Raw genomic sequence first — 18,560 nt, 5'->3', positions numbered from 1 at the left:
GCGCTTACTGATGAGTCTGGTAGTGGTTTGTCGCGTAAGCGAAATAACCACGTTGGCGCATCAGTTCGCGGCGCAGGTCAGGATGCGAGGTGAAACGATCGCGACCGTGCAGCCAGAACAGGTTGTTGATCAGCAGGAATTTACCCACTGAAACCGGTACGGAAATAATACTTTTGCTGGTTTCCAGCGCGTCGGACAGGTCACTCAGCCAGACGCCTTCTTCATAGTCTTTTGGCTGGACGAACTGGTCGATGTAGCGCATCACCGGACGACCCTGCTGGTCAACGTCAAATACCGGATGGAACACTTCCTGGCTCACGTTTTTGCTTGGCGGCGCGGCAAAGCGCATAGGGCGACGCGCCAGCGGATGGGTAAAGTACTGATCCAGATGTTCCCAGTCGTCGAGGTGCAGCAGCAGCGAGTTACCGCCGGTCATGTTCTGCTCGTCAATCTTCATCATCAGCACGTAATCGGTGATTTCTTCGAGATAGGTTCCGTCGTTGTGCAATTCCATCACTCGGTGAGGCTGGCGCAGATAGCTGTCTGAGTTATCGACGTTTTTCACCACAAAACGTGCGTAATATTGACCGCTCATCGCATCGAAATTCGAGCGTCCGATTAGATGCGCTACCGCCGTCGCCAGCTTGACCATCTCTTCTGCCTGCGCCACATCATCCACGCCAACGGCATTGATCAGCAGTGCGCCTTCGGCACGATCGAGCAACGTTTTCAGCAGCAGAGGCTGCAACTGATTGCCGCACAGGTCGTCGAGGATCTTGCCCAATTTGAAGCGCAAGAAGGATTTGTATTCCAGCGCCTGCACCGGCCACTGCGCGACGGCCTGCAGAAATTGCTCAGTGGTTTCAGCGGAAAAAGTCAGCTCCAGCAGGCGTGGGGACTGGGCTGATGGTTTCAGCGTGAAACCGCTGTAGTGCTGGGCTGGATCTTCAGCGTTCGGTTTTACGGCAGTCAGTGCGTTCATCAAATCGTTCCTCTCAGTAGATTGTCAGGGAGATATGGCGCAGCTCGTTTCGTAGCCATAAATTAAAAATATCTACATTTTTGAAAAACGCGCACATAATGAGCTTGTTTGTTTATTATTTGTGATCAAAAGCAACAAATATTTAACATTGCAAACAATAGGGATTTAAAGCGAAGACGGGGATAGAGCGGTTATATCAGGTGGTAACCACCTGATTTTAATGAGGGAAATAAAGCATCTTAATGTTCAAGAGCAATAGCGCAGACGTGTTCAACATGAGTGAGATCGTGGTACAAGTCGGGTAAGGTCATCTTCTTACGAATTACGATTTTGAGATTAACCTCGATTTTACCCTTCTTAATATCCCTGATCGTTATGTTTTCAATAATGTTTTTCTGTTGATGGATGCGGGTTATCAGATTTTCGAGCGCATTGCGTTCATCAAGAATAACCCTGACTTTTACTTTTCCGGGGAACTGGTTTTTAGTCTGTAAGAAAATAATGAACGGGCTTAATTTAATTGCCAATAAAAATAAAGCCGTGGCAAAAAAAGCATGAAAATAAAAACCGGCCCCACAGGTGATTCCCACCCCAGCAGATGCCCAGACAATTGCCGCAGTAGTGAGACCAGAAATAGCATCGTCGTGTCGGTGCAGAATGACTCCCGCACCGAGAAAACCAACGCCACTAATAATCTGAGCCGCCAGACGCATAGGATCGCTACGGATGTTCATCGAAATTTCAGCATAGTATTCTGCAGATTGTATTGATACGACAGTTAACACACAGCTGGCTACGGATAAAATAACGCAAGTTTTGAAGCCAACCGGTTTCCCTTTTGATTCTCTTTCCAGGCCTATAATGCCACCCAGAATAAATGCAATGCTGATTTTGATGATCGTAGTTAAAGGCAACAATCCTTGCTCATTGATGATGGCGGCCAGATTATTCATGCAATTACCTTAATGAAAGAGTCTTTAACGATCAGGAGTTTGCTTTTTTCAATGGGAGGTCTGCTTTGCGTTTTGAAATATCGTCCCGGAAGAATATCAGGAAGAATACGCTGACCACTGCGGCAACGCCTGCGGAAACTAGCCAGAATGTTTCCCATTGCGGTAACGCCTGTGGGCCTTGTTCCGTCACGGTGCTGTTGAAGATTTGACCGCATACGGTAGAGGCAAATAGCAAACCGACGCCGTTGGAGACGATAAATCGCAAGCTTTGGGCTTGTGCTTTAATCTCTGGCGCGGCTTTACGGTCAACATAAATGTCGCCCACGGTAAAGAAAAAGTCCCAGCAGAATCCCTGCAACATCAGACCGATCAGCACAAACATCATGTTGGCATCCAGTGATGCATGAGCAAACAACAGTGTGCGGATGATCCAGCAAACGGCGCCCAACATGAGAGTAATTTTGAAGCCGGCTTTCAGTAAGAAAAACGAGAGCAGGAACATAAAAATGACTTCACAGGCGATGCCGACCTGCATCATTGACGCGGCGTTATCGAATCCAAGCGCTTTTAAAAAGACCGGGATATAGGCGGAATAAGCTGTTTTGGGGATCATCAGGACAAAAATACTGAGCATCAAAACCGAGAAACTGCGGTCCTTGAAGAGTGCCAGAGCGTCCAGACATAACAGATCGCGGAGTGTAAATACGCTTCCTTTTGCTTTCGGTGGGGTGTTTGGCAACGTAAAGCAGTAAAGGCCGAGCACGACACCGGAGGCTGACGCAATATACCAGGTGATGGTATTTCCAGAATAGCCCATTTCACCAATAATAAAACCGATGACCATAAAGCCAAATGTGCCGAACACACGAATAAAGGGGAAGTATTTCACCCCGTTAATGTGGCTGAAACTGATGCTGTTAGCCAGCGCAGTTGTTGGATAAAAAAGCAGACCGACCAGGAAGATCATGGTCAACGTCATGCCCGTGTTTTGTGCCTCAATAAATTGTGGAACAAACAACAGTACGCCAGCATTAATTAAATGCAGGATCGCCATGACTTTTTGTGACGAAAAGAAACGGTCGGCTACCATGCCAATAAAGAGTGGCGAAAGAATGGTCGCCAGACCAAGCAAAGCATAAGATGAGCCAATAATGGTCGCCATACCATAGGTACTTAATACCAGTCCCATGGTCATATTCCAGGCGCCCTGCATGAAATATTGTATGAACATCATAACCAGCAGGCGTGGTGTTTTATTAAGGTCCATATTGCATATCCTTATTGGTTGATGCTCAGGTTAAGCCCATCCCAGGCGACAAGAATGTTCTCTTTGTCGCACGCCGCCACGAGATCGTCGTGCAGTAGACCGCCGCTGTGTGAGACATGCGAGACGATGAGTTGGCTATTTTTCTCAAGGCAGCCCAGTTCTGCAAGCCTGTCTCTGGCGGCGAAAACGGTTTCCAGACTCATGTGGTTATTTGTACGGTTATCACCATTAAAACCGTAGGTACATTCCAGCACCGTTAAATCGATCTTTTTCCCTTTTAACCATTGCCAGGTGAGTTCAGGGAACCAGCCCGAATCATGTCCATAGAAAATTGACTGACCATCTTTTTCGATAAACCAGGTATAACAAAGCTCCCATTTGGCATGGTTCGCCAGCAGTGGAGTGATTCGGTATCCGCGGGTTTCAACGGTTACGAAGGGAACCAGGCAATGAAAAGCAAATCTTTCTGCGCTGTAGCCTGGTAATACTTGTGCCGCGCCGTTAATCGCACGGTCATTACCAAAAATGTGCAACGGATGAGTAATCTCAAATCCGTACCCTTCCATTCGGCTAAAAAGATCGCCGACGTTGAAATGATCGGGATGTGTATGCGTGAACAGCAGCGATTTGATCTCTGTTGCGTCCAGGCCATCTCGCAGCAGTTGCTGGCTGAATTCAGGCGCGACATCAATCAACAGTTCATCGTCGATGATCGCTGAGGAGTGCGTGCGTATATCTTTGCCTTTGCGAATACGGGCTTGCTGACAGTGCTCACAACGGCAAAAAGGATTGGGTATCCCTTCGGATGCTGCGGTTCCCAGAAAATGAATATTCATGTTTCCCTCTTGATCAAAACAGAGTGTTGTTTTTTGAACGAAAATGTAATGAAACGTAATTGGAACGTGTCAATTATTATCCTGCAGCTTCAAGGCAACAACGATCTTTTGTTGCATAAGTGATCCTCTTCAAGAATTTAATAATTTATTTTTATATTTCATGGTGTTGAAATTTTTAGTTCATTTTTCTTGCTATGTGGGGTTGAGAGATAGTTATCAGAGTGTGTTGATAAAATGTACTTTTTAATATTGTAACGTTCAAATTATCTTGCAGGAGATAGTTTCCTGATGAGCGCCGTGCTAGCATCAAAACATCAGGGGAAGGATGTAAAAATGCCAACTATCAAAGACATAGCAAGAATTGCCGGTGTGTCGCATGGGACTGTCTCGAATGTGCTCAATGGCAGAGGAAATGTAAGCGTTGAGAAGATTGAAGCGGTTCAACGTGCGGCCCGAGAAGTTGGCTATCAGTTGAATGCGCAGGCGCAATCATTGAGAGCCAGCAAAAGTCAGGGAGTGGCCTTGATTCTGCCGGACATCAATGCGGAACGTTACTATCAACTTTATCGGGGATTACACCAGGCCTGGCAACCTTCACTCAGCGAACCGGTTGATCTTTACCTGACTAATGATTTGCCCAATCTGGAACTGGATATTTTGCAAACACTGGCGGCAAAGTCTTACCAGGCTGTTGTCACCGTGAGTTGCCTGGACAACAGCCAGCCCTATTACGATATGCTCAGGCTCTCCCCGGAGAATGTGCTTTTTGCGTATCGCCAGCCAGCCGGTGCAGTTTGTTATATTAGCCTTGACTATGTGACCGCAGGGGAAGAAACCGCAAGAAGGGCACTGGCGCAGCAGCCGGGTCATATTGGTGTTTTCTGCGAACCGCTGGAATTTGCCCACAGCGCACACTTTACTCAAGCGATACAGAAGGTATGCCGGGAGTTAAGTCCGCACACAAAGCTTACGGTTATACCTGCGCATGCCAGTGAAGTTAACACCGTCGCGTTTGACTTTTTCCGGGGGGCGATACCCGATCTGTTTATTGTTCAGGACAGTGAGAAGACGCGTGCGTTGACGCAAGCGTCCTGGTTTGGGAGTTCTCAGTCCTGCCCGCCGATAGTACAACTGAGTGATAATCTTCCTGCATCTTTTGATGGAATCACCAGCTATCAGATGGATTATGCCCGCCTGGGGACAACTATTGCTTCATGTATTCGCCAACCCAAAAGTAAAGAGAAGCACCGTATTCTGACGAATTGCGGTTTTTCCTGGAATGGACAATACGCTCCGCCTCATGAGACGGAGGCGACGCTGAATATGTTAATTTTGCCCAGCCCTTCGACCGATGCGCTGAAGAAACTGTTACCTCACTTTTATCGCCAGACCGGTATTAAGGTTAATCTTGCGGTTTATCCGTATGATGAGGTTTTTGAAATTCTCTCTCATCTTCACCTGCACCCTTATTACGATTTACTGCGAATCGATATGGCATGTTTTCCCTGGTTTGCAGAAAAAGCATTATTGCCGCTGGAGTCGGTCTCCCCCCAGCTCCCGTTATTGCTGGATAACTTCTCTGAGCAAATTCAGCAGCACTTCAGCCAGGTGAATGGGACTGCATGGGCAATTCCCTTTGATGCCAGTATGCAGCTTCTGTTTTATCGACGAGATCTGTTTGAAGATGCGACGATTAAACGGATGTTTTATGAATCAACAGGCAAAGAGTTAACGCTACCAGAGAATTTCGCACAATTTGATGAAATTGCCGCTTTCTTTAGTCAATTGCATCAGCCAGAAAACAGACAGCGTCCGATGGGAACGGCGGTGACGTTGGGCAGCTCAGGACTTATCGCCACTGAGTACTTGCTGCGTTACTACGCGTTAGGGGGACGATTGGTGCGTGAGGGCGAGCCGGTACAACTTGATGCTTCGCTTGCTGCCGCTGCACTCGAAGAATATCTGCACCAGCTTTCTATCGCCGTGAATCTCCCTGGCGAGTGGTGGAGTGATGCGGTTAAACAGTTTGAGCGTGGAAATCTCGCCATGCTGATTATGTATCTCAATTTGTTTAACGATGTTGCGCATACGACTATCGCCCCCACGATTGGCTATGCTCCCGTTCCGGGGCAGCTTCCACAATTGGGCGGTGGCTCTATTGGAATGTCTCGCTACAGTAAGAAGAAAAAACAGGTTGAGCAGTTTTTTCATTGGCTTTATTCCGATGAAATTTCGCGCCATCTGGTTCTATTGGGGGGCAACAGCGCCTGGTCTGGAATATGTCACGATCAAAATGTTCTCAATCTCTACCCGTGGTTTAATTTACTGAATGAAAAAGGCATGACGGGAATACGGGAGTCTCAGGGAAGTAAAGGTGAGCCTTTTAACCTGCGACAGGCAGAGATTATTATCGGGCAAGGCGTGACGAATGCGATTAACGGCATTATGGACGTCACGCAGGCCGTGGAATACATCAATGCGCGGATCAGAAACGAAACGGGTGCCTGAAATATGCGACTCCTCGCCTCTTACTGATGACGTAAGAGGCGAGAAAAAACGGTTAACAGTAACCCACTTTATAAATGCGCCCGCTCTGGATGCCTTCGACGCTGCGGCGATAGGCGTTGGCGACCGTGACGGCGGGGACGCTTTCAAAGCCGGGGAAGAACCCGTCAAAGGCTTCGGCGGATTCACTCAGTACGGTCGGACTTATCAGGTTAATACGCTGACCACGCTTTAGCTCACAGGCAGCGGCGCGCACAAATCCTTCCAGACCGGCATTGATCGTTGCCGCATTTGCGCCTTGTGCGATGGGCTCGTGGGCGATAATGCCGCTAATTAACGTTATCGAACCGCCATCATTGAGGAAATGCTGCCCGGTTAAGGCCAGACGTATCTGGCCTAACAGTTTATCCTGAAGCCCCTGATTAAAGTCCTGGTCGGTCATTGTCGACAGCGGTCCAAAGAACAGATTGCCGGTGGCGGAAACGATCGCATCTACCCGACCGACTTTTTCGAACAATGCCTCGACACTCTCCTGCGAGGTGATATCGACCTGGTAATCCCCCTGCGTGCGACCTACGCGGATCACCTCATGTTTACGGCTTAACGTTTCTGTGACTGCGCGACCCACTGTACCACTGGCACCAATAATGACGATTTTCATAACCACCTCCGCAATAGTGTGAGCCGCTATTCTTTAATGAAAATGAAATCGGATAAACTGGCTAAAAGTTAGATGATTACTAACCAGGGGTTTGCAATATGGATAAGTTACGCGGCATGGAAACGTTTGTCGCCGTGGTGGAGAGCGGGAGCTTTACTTCTGCGGCGACGAGGCTCGAGATGTCTGCGGTGATGGTGGGAAAATATATCGCCCAACTGGAAGCGCAGCTCGGCACGCGTTTGCTGGAGCGCAATACGCGTCGCCAGAGTCTGACCGATGCCGGACGCGTCTATTTTGAAGAAGCCCGTCGCGTGCTGGAGCAGGTATCGATAGCCGAACGTTCGGTAGAGCGTCTGCGGCTGGCACCAGCAGGGACGCTGCGCATAAGCGCGCCCACGTCTTTTGGCGCTTGCGTGATCTCGCCACTGGCCGCTGCGTTTTTACAGACCTGGCCAGAGGTGCGCATTGAACTGGATCTAACCAACCGGATGGTTGATCTGGTTAATGAAGGTGTCGATCTGGCGATCCGCATTGGCGATATCCATCAGACTGACGTGGTGGCGAAATACCTGTGTCCCTACCGTATGGCAATTTGTGCTTCGCCAGAATATCTTGCCCGCCATGGCACCCCCCGGTCGCCCGCGGATCTGGTGGATCATCTGTGTCTGTCCCATACCGTGTGGACGGCTCGCAACGAGTGGATACTGCCTGGCGTGACGGGGGAAGTCAGATGGAAACGCGATGCAATCCTGCGCTGTAACGATGGTCATGGCCTGCGTATGGCGGCGGTAGCGGGGGCTGGGCTGTTATTGCAACCGGAGGTGCTGTTGGCAGAAGAGCTGGCTACTGGCAAGTTGGTTCGTATTCTGGAAGGATTTACGCCACAGCCGCGGCCGATTCATTTGCTGTGGCGACAGGATTTGCGTCCGTTGCCCAAGCTGACACGGTTTGTTGAGCACGTTCTTAGTGCAGTTCAGGAATTAAGATGAAAATGCCGGATGGCGCTGCGCTTATCCGGCCTACAGTGGCGATTAATCGTAGGCCGGACAAGGCGCGTTACTAACCGATATCCACCTGCGGTTTGCTGTTGCGTTTACGGATCATGCGCAGCACCGGCGGGACCACGATAACCAGTACCGCCATCACCAGCAGCACTTTCGCCACGCCGCTGGCCCACAGAATATCCATACTCCCGTTACTGATAGACAACGCCCGGCGCAGGTTCTGCTCCAGCATTTCCCCGAGAACGAAGCCCAGAATCAATGGCGACATTGGGAAGTGCATTTTACGCAAAATGTAGCCCAGCACGCCGAGGGCGACCATCAACACCAAATCGAAGGTAGTGCTGTGGACAGCGTACACACCTACCGCGGAGACTGCCGCAATAGCGGGTACCAAAAACCACAGCGGAATGGTCACCATGCGGGTAAACAGACCGATCAGTGGAATGTTCATCACCAGCAGCATTACGTTAGCGATCAGCAGCGCTGCAATCAGCCCCCAGACGATATCCGGCTGTTCAGTGAACATCGCCGGCCCCGGGGTGATGTTGTACAGCGTCAGCGCGCCCATCATCACCGCCGTGGTACCGGAGCCCGGCACGCCGAGCGTCAGCATCGGGATGAAAGAGCCGCAGGCCGAGGCGTTGTTGGCGGCTTCTGGTGCTGCTACGCCACGAATATCCCCCTTGCCAAAGCTGTCGCTGTTGCCGCTGAGCTTTTTCTCGGTCATGTAGGTGATGGCACTGGCAATGGTGGCGCCAGCGCCAGGCAGAACGCCGACGAAAAAGCCAATCACTGATGAACGCAGGGTGGCCCCTACGCACTGTGCGCCTTCTTTGGCGTTGAACAACATGCGGCCCGTTTTACGCACCAGCGTCTGGCCACTGCTGGTATGTTCCAGCATTAACAGTATTTCAGAGACAGAGAACAGCCCAATCACCACTACGATAAACTGCACACCGTCGGAGAGATGGACACTGTCAAAAGTAAAGCGATAAACCCCGGTGTTGGCGTCTACGCCGACGGTCGCAAGTCCGAGACCGATAAGCGCTGCCAGAAATGATTTCAGCGGATTTTGCGCCATCATGCTGCCGAGACAGGCAATGGCGAAAACCATTAAGGCAAAGTATTCTGCCGGACCGAAGGCCAGCGACCATTGGGCTAACGCTGGGGCGAACAGAATGATGCCGCCAATGGCGATAAGCGAACCAAAGAAAGAGCTGACCGCCGAGATAGAGAGTGCCACGCCGCCGCGTCCTTGCTGCGCCATCGGGTAACCATCCAGCGCGGTCATAATCGCCGCCGCATCGCCGGGAACATTCAGCAGGATGGAGGAGATGCGCCCGCCATATTCACAGCCAATGTAAACCGTAGCCAGCAGGATCAGCGCGGATTCTGCGGGCAGATGCAAAGCAAAGGCCAGCGGCAGCAGGATCGCCACGCCGTTGATTGGCCCAAGGCCAGGCAGCAAACCCACAATGGTGCCTACAAAACAGCCTATCAAGGCGATGACCAGGTTTTCCGGCGTCATTGCCACCGCGAAACCCTGAGAAAGATAAATCCAGGTATCCATCGTTTCTCCGTTAACCCAGCCAGGCGCCGAGTGGTAAGGTGACGTCAAGCAGTCGGTCAAAGGCATACCACAGCAGAATGCCGAGCACTGCGCCGGAAATACCCGCAGCCGGGATGGTTGCGCCGAACAGCATGCCAATCACCACGGTGAGAATGGCGGTGGCGATGGGAAAACCGAGCCACTCAAAACCCCAGGCGTACATCAACAGAACAATTACCATCGTCAGCAGCTTTTGCAGCACGTGGCGACGGGGCCAACTGATGGTATCCGGATGGCGCAACAGCAGCGCCACGGCGCATACCAACATCAGACTGATAATGCCCAGCGGGAAGGGACGCGGCCCTACGGGTTCATAGCTGTATTCGCTGCTGATTTGCCAGGCCACGAACAGCCCGGCTATGCAGAGCAACAGCCAGATACCTGCAAAAATACGATCACTCATCATCTTTGCCTCTGCGTTTACTTCGCCAGACCGAAGGCTTTCGCCTGCTCACGATAATCCGTAACCTGTTTTTTCACGTAGTCGTCGAGCTGTTTGCCGCTCATGTTGAACTCAAACAGACCGCGCAGATCGCGTTGTTTTTTAAACTCATCGGTCTGCTGGAGTTTGTTAAAGGCATCAACCCACCACTGATACTCGGCGTCGCTGACTTTTGGCCCAACGTAGAAGCCACGAATGATAGGCCACACGAGGTCATAACCCTGCTCTTTGGCGGTTGGCACGTTGGCTAACTGGCCCGGTAGGCGTTGATCGGAGAACACCGCGAGCACGCGGATTTTGTCGCCGCTGAGGTAGGGCACCATCTCACTGAGATCGCCGGAAACCACCTGTACGTGATTTCCCATCAATGCGGTAACCGGTTCGCCACCGCCTTCAAAAGCCACATAGCGCATCTTGTGCGGATCGACATTGGCTTTTTGCGCCAGCAGCGCCGACTTCATCCAGTCCTGGCTACCGATAGAAGCACCTGCGCCAATGACCACGCTGTTAGGGTCTTTCTCCATTGCCGTAAGCAGATCTTTCAGCGTCTTCCATGGCGCATCCTGACGTACGGCAATCATGCCGTAGTCGGTGCCGACACTTGCCAGCCAGCGGACATCATCCACACCGTAGCGACCAAACTTGCCCTGAGACAGGTTCAGCAGGGAGCCGCCGGAGAAGGCCACCACGGTTCCCGCTTCAGCCGGGCGTTGAGCGACGATAGCGTTATAGGCCACGGCCCCAACGCCGCCAGGCATATAAGTTACGCGCATCGGTTTTTCGATAGCACCGGTTTCCATCATGCTCACCTGAATCAACTTACAGGTGAGATCGAAACCACCGCCGGGTTTAGCAGGGGCGATACATTCAGTGCGCGATGGCGCTTGTTCGGCCAGTACAGAGGTACTCATCAGTAAAATGCTTGCAGTAAGGGTACGAAGTAACTGTTTTTTCATTGTTTATCCTCACGCCGGAAAACCGGATTTTCGGGTACGGAAGAAGATTTTTGTGATTATGTGAGCCGATGTGTAGCAGTTCGGTTGCGTGATTGTTAAAACATTAACCTTTCAATTCCCTTTCAATGCGGCAGAAACTTTACAGGATGTGATATGCGTCTCTTATTAGCGGAAGATAACCGTGAGTTAGCTCACTGGCTGGAGAAAGCGCTGGTGCAAAACGGTTTTGCCGTTGACTGCGTTTTTGATGGCCTGGCGGCCGACCATCTTTTACATGGCGAAACATACGCGTTGGCGGTGCTGGATATCAATATGCCGGGGCTGGATGGTCTGGAAGTCGTTAAGCGGCTGCGCAAACGCGGGCAGACGCTTCCTGTCCTGCTGCTGACGGCGCGTAGCGCGGTGGCCGATCGGGTGAAAGGGTTGAACGTCGGAGCCGATGACTATCTGGCAAAACCGTTTGAAATAGAGGAGTTGGATGCTCGGTTGCGAGCCTTGCTGCGTCGCAGTGCGGGACAGGTGCAAGGCATACAGCAACTGGGGGAGCTGGCGTTTCACGATGAAGGCTATTTTCTGTTGCAGGGGCAGTCGTTGGCGCTCACGCCGCGAGAACAGGCGCTGTTGACGGTGCTGATGTACCGTCGGTTGCGACCGGTTTCACGCCAGCAGTTGTTTGAGCAGGTCTTCAGCCTGAGTGATGAGGTCAGTCCTGAAAGCATTGAGCTGTATATCCATCGTTTGCGCAAAAAGCTACAGGGAAGTGATGTGCGCATCGCCACGTTGCGTGGTCTGGGCTATGTGCTGGAGCGTAGCGATGAAGTGGGTTAAACCCCAATCGCTATACCTGCAACTGCTGATGTTTTTGGGCCTGCCGCTAATGTTGCTGTGGGGCTTGTCAGCATTTAACAGCTATGTCAGTGCGCTACAGGCGGCGACCCAGGCGTATGACCGCACGCTGCTTTCATCCGCCAGGACCGTCTCCGAGCGGCTGGTGGTGCGCAATAAACAGTTAGAAGTGAATGTGCCATGGGTGGTGCTGGACAGCTTTGAATTGAATATGAACGACCGACTGTATTACAAAGTGGTTGATCCGGCGGGGAAGGTTATCTCTGGTTATGACGATTTACCGGCGATGCCACCTGCAACTTCGCGCACGCGGCTTTATCCGGCGCTGGCATGGTTTTATCACACTGAATATCGCGGTGAGGCAATCCGTGTGGCGCGTCTGCTGCAGCCTGTCAACGAAGGTGGCATTGTTGGCATGGCGGAGATTTATGTTGCCGAAACGCTGCAATCGCGGCGTTATCTGGCGCGACAGCTGTTGTTTTCCTCGTGGGTTTCGCAAGGGCTGCTGGTACTACTGACTCTGGTGCTGGTTGGCTGGCTGCTGCGCCGGGTGCTGCGCCCGATGCGCCAGCTGTCATCGCTGATGGTGCGTCGTGAGCCGGGGCTACTGACGCCGCTGCCGGAGCTGCTGCCGTGGTCGGAAACCCGTCTACTGATTGTGGCGTTTAACCGCTATCTGGACCGACTTCGCGGCCTGATTTCTCGCCAGGAGCGCTTCAGCGCGGATGCTTCCCATCAGCTTAAAACGCCGTTGGCAGTGCTGAAAACTCAGGCGGCGGTGGCTCTCGCCAGTCAGCAGCCGCAGCAGTGGTACGAGAGTCTGCAAGCCATGAGTACCACGCTGGATAACACCATTCAACTGACTGAAAGGCTGTTGCAGTTGTCTGCGGTGAAGCGCAAAGAGCAAGGGGAAAGGCATTTCTCGCCAGTTAATCTGTATGAGGTGGTGCAAAGCAGCTGTTTTACCCGGCTGGCGCAAGCGCGTAGTAAAGGGATCGATCTGGGCTATGAAGGGGATCAGGACGCGGTGTGGGTCGAGGGCGACGAAGTCTTGCTCGGGGAACTGTGCGGGAATCTGCTGGATAACGCACTGAAATACACGCCGCCGTATGGCGTGGTGACTGCCCGACTGCGGCGAGAAGGAGAGGCTGTGGTGCTGGTGGTTGAAGATAGCGGGCCAGGCATTGATGAACAAATGGTGCATCAGGCGCTGCTCCCGTTTCATCGTCTGGATAACGTCGGCAATATTCCTGGGGCAGGAATCGGTCTGGCGCTGGTCAACGACATTGCTCGCCTGCATCGTACGCACCCACAGCTATCCCGGAGTGAAGCATTAGGCGGGTTAAGCGTACGGATGCGGTTTTTATGTCTGGAGCGAGAAGGGCAGGACGATCGGTGTCGTCCTGCGCCCGTTATTTAAAGGTCACTGTCGCATTGACCGGGATACTAAATGCGCCTGGTTGAGGAGGGTTCTTCAGCCAGAACAGGGTCGCCATGAACTCTTTGCGCCGACTGTCGCTCTGGTTGTTAAACGCGCCGCTGGTAAAATCGATGCGGTTGCCGCTGATAATATCCCCGGCGCCGGGCCGTGCAGCATCCTGAAGCGTAACGCCGATATCCGGCGTACCCTGACCGGTAAAAACCGTGCCGCTGTTGTGCGTGGTGCCGGTAAAGGTTATCGCGTAATTGATGCCGCGACATTCATGCTTCCCGGCAGCTTCTGCAGCGATAACGGCAAACTGTTTGCTGTGGCTGTTATCCTTGCCCGCTTTGGCTTCGGTAATGCTGATCCTGCCAAACTCGACGGTATCCGTTCCCTTATCAGAGGCGATCAAGACGATCGGTTCGCAGTTGATATAACTGATGTTATTCAGGCCGGTCAGCGCGGGGCCAAAGTTTTTTGCCGGATTGCTGGCGGAACAATGCGTACTGCAAGAGTTAATGCTGCCAATACCGTCGACGACGAAAACTTTGTTGATGGTGCGACCCGCCAGTGCGGGCAAAGGATCCGGGAGCTTTCCGGTGGCGACCAGACTGAGGTTAAAGGTGACAGAGAAAGTTTGCGGAAGTGCCAGGCAGGCACTGGTATTTCTGTGGCTGTTACTATTGCAGTAGCCGTTTGAACCTGTTCGGGGCAGCGTTGCCTGATATTGCGTGGTGACGGCCTGCGCGCTCTGATCGTAAGAACGACCATCGATGCTCACCACCAGTTTCATATTGGTTCCCTGCAAAAAATGCGCAAACTCATGGTCGGGATCGATGTAGATTCTGGCCGCTTCACCCTGGGGCATATGGTCCGTGTCGCTGCAGGTGACGCTAACGGTCTGTGAATTGGACACCCAGACGGTGTCTCCGGCGGCGGTGCTGCGGCTAATTTTAATCGGATCAACGTGTACAGAGACGCTGTTTGCTGTACAGGTAACCGCATAGCTTGTACTACTGAAGATCGGCAAACAAAACAGCACCACGAGTTTAACTATTTTTAACGGATTCATTGATTGCACCTTACGAACCGACGCACTGGGCAGTAATTTGTGTATATCCGATTTTCTTCACCGGTTGGTGATGGTTATCCGGCATTTGAATAAAGCAGTGTTCATTGGTATGTGAGCCCCAGCGCACTTCCAGGCGCGAATTATCTTCCACGCCGCTGGCATACAGAGCGCCATGCAAACCGACCAGGCCGTGATTGCGGCCTTTTGCATCCCGAACGATCGCACCAACCGGCGGGGCTATGTTGCCAGGTATGACGGCATTCACCAGATAGTTGCGCCCGCTGAAGGTTTCAAACACGACTTTGCCGATGGCTTTCTCTGTCGGGACAATTTTTTTCTGTGCCTGGGGAATATCCAGACCGGCGCCAATATCGGCGGTATTCAGACTCACCACGTTGTAATGCCAGGCATCTGCCGCAGTCAGGACCGCATAGCCGTTACCGTCTATCGCCACGCCGTTTTGTTGCTGGATATGGACGCCGTCGGCATTTTGAGCCTCGACCAACACCATGGTGTCACCCGGAGAGTGCATAAGCGTAACGCCGCCTGCGTGCAGCATCGCCCCGCCGCTGATGCCCATATTCATATTCTGGTAGTTGCGCCCGGCGCTATAGCCTCCCTGAACGTTCATCTTGTCGCCTTGCCAGGCGGCGTTAACGCCGGCAGCGGAATCCTGTCGATCGGTGGTACTGCCTTGAACGCCCCAGCTCAGACGATCGTCAAATGCGGTGTTGCTGTAGCTGGTGGAGTAGCTGTCGCCATTCTGCTGGCTATGCATCACGTTGGCAGAGACAAAGCCGTGGCTGTCCATGAAATCAAATGGGATGGATAACGTCAGGTTGATACTGCGGTCCTGGTAGTCGTACTGGTTGCGGGTGTCCTGCACGTATACGCTCCAGTTGATTTTCCCCAGCGTATCGTTGTAACCCAGCTGTATCGTGCGGTCGTGACTCCCGTTGTGCCAGTAGTTTTGCTGGCTGGCGCTGACGTAAAGCGAGGCGTTATCCCACAAACGCTGATTAACAGAAACCTCAAAACGTTGGCGGCGATTATTGTAGTTACTGGTGTAGTAATGCTTTTTGTTGTGCTGCTCGCCAGGGTAACGCAGCTGCTGATTGGGGTCGTCATAGGCGATGTCGTAATAACCCGAGGACCAGCTGTTATGCTCGTTAATGGTGTCGCTAAAGCTGTAATAGCCGGATGTATTGTAGCGGTAGCCAACCAGACGGAAATCCGTGCCGTACTGGTTCAGCGATTTAGAATACAGGAAACGGTAACTTTGCCCCGTGGACGCTTCTCCGCTGGCAAGCTGTGCTCGGGCGGTGGTGATATCAAAGGAGATCGCGCCGAACTGATGCAGATCCTGAGCGACCCCAGTGGCAATCGCGTTGTAACTTTCCGCCGCCAGTAAACCGCCGTACAGCGTGGTTCCAGAGCTGAGGCCATAGCTCAACGTTCCCTGGACAAAACGGGGCCGCCAGCCGCCACTGTAACCGTCACGGTATTCCCCGGCCGTAAACTGAAAACGGCTGTTATCTGCGCGCAGCATGTTCGGTACCGCCGAATAAGGCACGCTGAAATTGCGACGGCTGCCATCGGCTTCAATAACGCTAACATCCAGATCGCCACTCTGGTTGCTGGGGTTAATATCGTCGATGTCAAACGCGCCCGGCGCGACGTTTTTACTGTAGATCAGGTAGCCATTTTGCCGGATTTCGATTGTGGCATTGCTGTTGGCGACGCCACGAACGACCGGGGCAAAATCGCGTTGGCTATCAGGCAACATATTTTCATCGCTGGTGAGCTGCGCCCCGGTAAACTGGATGCTGTCGAACACATTGTCATCCGTGTAGGTTTGCCCGATGCGCAAGCGGCTACGTAGCGCAACAATATTGCGCTCCACCCACGTAGAAACCGCCTGCCACTGGCGGCCTGAACCGCTGGCGTAGCTGAACGTGGACTGGTTACGGAAATGCCATCCCGCCAGGTTGATGCCGTTGGCAAAACTGGCAAAGACGGAGTCATGATCCTGACCCTGTTCGACCAGGCGGGTGGTATTGGCGTTGTAGCCGACAAAAGCGGCATTAATCCCATCGTCATAGGCAGACTCCGGGACTGCATCGTGTGCGGTCGAGAGCAGAAAAGCTTCCGGCACTGAAATATCAATACGCTGGTAGTTTGCATCTGCCGTCAGGCGGCTGTTTGCTATCAGCGCTGTGAGCTCAATGCAGGTATCGCTGCGGTCATCCGGGATTTTAATCCCGTATCTGCGCAGATCGTCAGCGCTTAGGCAGGGTTGTGGCTTGCCTTCTGGCTGACGTCTTTTGAAGGCAACATTGCGCGTCTCAACGAAGCTATGATCAATATAAATATCGTATTCAAACGTCCCTTCGCTAAGCCCATCATTACGGGCGATTTGCACCACGGAGGTGATATTTTGCGCACCATGCACAAAGCGGGTATTAAACTGTGGCGCACCGCTGGCGTAAGCAGGCATACACAGGACCAACGTTGACAGCGTAAAGACCCTTTCCTTAAACCGTTGCGGTTGCTTATTTTTTATCATCATTGCAACCCCTGGCTTAATAACACGATATCGGGACGTTATTGACCGCGTTAGTACCGCCGTAATCATCTACCCAGTTAAAGTCGATGTGGCTAACTTTTTGCTGCGACAGCGTAAACGTGCGTTCGCCATGAGGATTAACCATATCGGCATCAACGTTTTGGCCGTTAATATGCAATTGCGTCAGAGAAATATGTAACGGTGTCGGATTAACGGCACGCAGAGTATTTCCGTGACATTGCCACTGTAATTTCTCAACCGCTTCAGGTAGCGTCATATTCAACCCCGCAGGGCGATAAAAGAGTTTGATGCGAATACGTTGCGCCAGTTGTAAGGTATTTTCCTCGTTTTCAATGGTGGGGATTTCCTGCACGTTAATCCACAATACCGATTCAACATCCTGGGGAAACCCGTTGCCCTGGTAAATCGCCCGCAACACGGCGGATTTATGGCCGTCGAGTTTCAGGATCGGCGGGGTAATTATCATTGGCAGATTGGCCGGCGTCTCATCCGGATTACCCTTATCCAGCCATGTCTGTACCATATATGGCTTGTCTGTATTATTGTTGACGTCAAACATCGCTGCTTTATCGTTCTCATTATAAATAACGCGTGTTTGACCCAAATTAATCGCGCTGTGTGCGGTGCTAACCACGCACAGCAACAGATAAAAGAAGACTTTATTCATCAGGTGCACTTTCCAGATTCAGGGAACAGTGCCATCCATAGCAATCAACGTCCGTTATTTATAAATGACGGTGTAATTCATATCCGCAGTAATTGTGCCTGCCGCAGGCAGCGTTGCGCCTATTTGCTGATATTTGGCGACCAAATCAATATGTGCATCGCCGTTTTGGTTCGGTGTCAATGACACTTCATTCTGACTAGCGGAGAAATCGAGGGCTTTACCTGAGTTACCTTTATTGTCCACTTCAATGCCGACATCGGTGGCTGCTCCTGTTGTACGAGTTGCTTCCAACAATGTGGTATTACTGCCAGGATTTTTACCGGTAAAGACCACCACATAGCTGTGTGCTCCCGTTGCGCCACTACAGCCGGTAAATTGCAACGTAAACTGAGTATCGCCGGTGGTAGAGCCCGCGCCGCCAAATAACTGGTTGGTGACTTGTGGTAATACGACGTTTGTATTTGTTGGATTGGCGGTGTTCACCACGCAGGTGCTGGCAACAATTTCACCGGTAAAATGGACCGTCGCGGTGGCTTTAGAACCTGCTCCCGCGGTGGTGGCGTAATTAGTACTTCCTGCCGCGCCAACATTAGCCGCAAACAAAGCAACCAGCGCGGTGCAGGTGAGTGTAATTTTCTTCATCATAACTCCGTTAAATTTATTATTTACCCAGAAGAGTACTTGTCAGAGGCGCAGATTCAGCCGGAGTACATCAATGTCAAAAAATGATGCAGGACTTCATTTGAAAGA

The 18,560-nt window shown here is 51.9% G+C and carries 16 protein-coding genes; 4 read left to right on the top strand and 12 right to left on the bottom strand.

What is annotated here, in order from left to right; genetic code table 11:
* Positions 1-4: 4 nt before the first annotated feature.
* From glaH to OGV98_RS22355, 4 genes are all read right to left on the bottom strand, one after another.
* Entirely contained in the window at positions 5-982 is a 978-nt protein-coding gene (glaH, locus tag OGV98_RS22370) for a glutarate dioxygenase GlaH (RefSeq protein ID WP_202581031.1), read from the bottom strand.
* 239 nt (positions 983-1,221) lie between these two features.
* Positions 1,222-1,935: an MgtC/SapB family protein gene (locus OGV98_RS22365; protein WP_149911901.1), complete on the bottom strand. Its 714-nt coding sequence runs from the start codon at positions 1,933-1,935 to the stop codon at positions 1,222-1,224.
* Between the two features lie 31 nt (positions 1,936-1,966).
* Complete coding sequence (locus tag OGV98_RS22360) at positions 1,967-3,202, bottom strand: MFS transporter (protein ID WP_003037215.1); 1,236 nt, start codon at positions 3,200-3,202, stop codon at positions 1,967-1,969.
* Between the two features lie 11 nt (positions 3,203-3,213).
* Positions 3,214-4,038: an MBL fold metallo-hydrolase gene (locus OGV98_RS22355; protein WP_003037212.1), complete on the bottom strand. Its 825-nt coding sequence runs from the start codon at positions 4,036-4,038 to the stop codon at positions 3,214-3,216.
* A 333-nt stretch (positions 4,039-4,371) separates the two neighbouring features.
* Between OGV98_RS22355 and OGV98_RS22350 the strand changes: the two genes are divergently transcribed.
* A complete protein-coding gene (locus OGV98_RS22350; protein WP_202581032.1) occupies positions 4,372-6,546 on the top strand; it encodes an extracellular solute-binding protein in 2,175 nt (724 codons plus the stop codon).
* Positions 6,547-6,598: 52 nt separating this feature from the next.
* Here the strand turns inward: OGV98_RS22350 and OGV98_RS22345 are convergent, their stop codons facing one another.
* A complete protein-coding gene (locus OGV98_RS22345; RefSeq protein ID WP_048218472.1) occupies positions 6,599-7,204 on the bottom strand; it encodes a short chain dehydrogenase in 606 nt (201 codons plus the stop codon).
* A 98-nt stretch (positions 7,205-7,302) separates the two neighbouring features.
* On the opposite strand from OGV98_RS22345, the gene OGV98_RS22340 reads away from it, so the two are divergent.
* Positions 7,303-8,193 carry a LysR substrate-binding domain-containing protein gene (locus tag OGV98_RS22340; protein WP_048231848.1) on the top strand — a complete coding sequence of 297 codons (891 nt, stop codon included), beginning with the start codon at positions 7,303-7,305 and terminating at the stop codon, positions 8,191-8,193.
* Between the two features lie 70 nt (positions 8,194-8,263).
* Here OGV98_RS22340 and OGV98_RS22335 read toward each other — a convergent pair whose 3' ends face one another.
* Genes OGV98_RS22335 through OGV98_RS22325 form a run of 3 tightly spaced genes read right to left on the bottom strand, consistent with a single transcriptional unit; the run spans position 8,264 to position 11,215 of the window.
* Entirely contained in the window at positions 8,264-9,778 is a 1,515-nt protein-coding gene (locus OGV98_RS22335; RefSeq protein ID WP_286552175.1) for a tripartite tricarboxylate transporter permease, read from the bottom strand.
* 10 nt (positions 9,779-9,788) lie between these two features.
* A complete protein-coding gene (locus OGV98_RS22330) occupies positions 9,789-10,223 on the bottom strand; it encodes a tripartite tricarboxylate transporter TctB family protein (protein ID WP_008321484.1) in 435 nt (144 codons plus the stop codon).
* A 14-nt stretch (positions 10,224-10,237) separates the two neighbouring features.
* Positions 10,238-11,215, bottom strand: a complete 978-nt coding sequence (locus OGV98_RS22325) for a Bug family tripartite tricarboxylate transporter substrate binding protein (protein WP_003846007.1) — start codon at positions 11,213-11,215, stop codon at positions 10,238-10,240.
* Positions 11,216-11,368: 153 nt separating this feature from the next.
* Here OGV98_RS22325 and tctD point away from each other — a divergent pair, with 153 nt between their 5' ends.
* Both tctD and OGV98_RS22315 read left to right on the top strand, forming a co-directional pair.
* The gene (tctD, locus tag OGV98_RS22320) at positions 11,369-12,043 is read left to right on the top strand and encodes a transcriptional regulator TctD (RefSeq protein ID WP_032938097.1); all 675 of its coding nucleotides are present in this window, start codon (positions 11,369-11,371) and stop codon (positions 12,041-12,043) included.
* Positions 12,030-13,481 (top strand): sensor histidine kinase, encoded by a 1,452-nt coding sequence (locus OGV98_RS22315; protein ID WP_202581033.1) that lies wholly within the window; start codon positions 12,030-12,032, stop codon positions 13,479-13,481. Before tctD ends, OGV98_RS22315 begins: the two co-directional genes overlap by 14 nt.
* Here the strand turns inward: OGV98_RS22315 and OGV98_RS22310 are convergent.
* From OGV98_RS22310 to OGV98_RS22295, 4 genes are read right to left on the bottom strand one after another with little or no spacing between them, the layout of a single operon-like run.
* Entirely contained in the window at positions 13,474-14,556 is a 1,083-nt protein-coding gene (locus OGV98_RS22310) for a fimbrial protein (RefSeq protein WP_202581034.1), read from the bottom strand. The genes OGV98_RS22315 and OGV98_RS22310 overlap by 8 nt on opposite strands.
* A gap of 10 nt (positions 14,557-14,566) precedes the next feature.
* Complete coding sequence (locus OGV98_RS22305; protein WP_192468367.1) at positions 14,567-17,125, bottom strand: fimbria/pilus outer membrane usher protein; 2,559 nt, start codon at positions 17,123-17,125, stop codon at positions 14,567-14,569.
* Positions 17,126-17,138: 13 nt separating this feature from the next.
* Positions 17,139-17,810 (bottom strand): fimbrial biogenesis chaperone, encoded by a 672-nt coding sequence (locus OGV98_RS22300; RefSeq protein WP_044713295.1) that lies wholly within the window; start codon positions 17,808-17,810, stop codon positions 17,139-17,141.
* A 54-nt stretch (positions 17,811-17,864) separates the two neighbouring features.
* A complete protein-coding gene (locus tag OGV98_RS22295; RefSeq protein WP_003839725.1) occupies positions 17,865-18,452 on the bottom strand; it encodes a fimbrial protein in 588 nt (195 codons plus the stop codon).
* Between the last annotated feature and the right edge of the window lie 108 nt (positions 18,453-18,560).

It is taken from the genome of Citrobacter sp. Cf136 (assembly GCF_030333815.1).
GTDB lineage: Bacteria > Pseudomonadota > Gammaproteobacteria > Enterobacterales > Enterobacteriaceae > Citrobacter > Citrobacter freundii.
The sequence above is the reverse complement of the archived record's forward strand: the minus strand, read 5'-3'. Positions and strand labels throughout refer to the sequence as shown.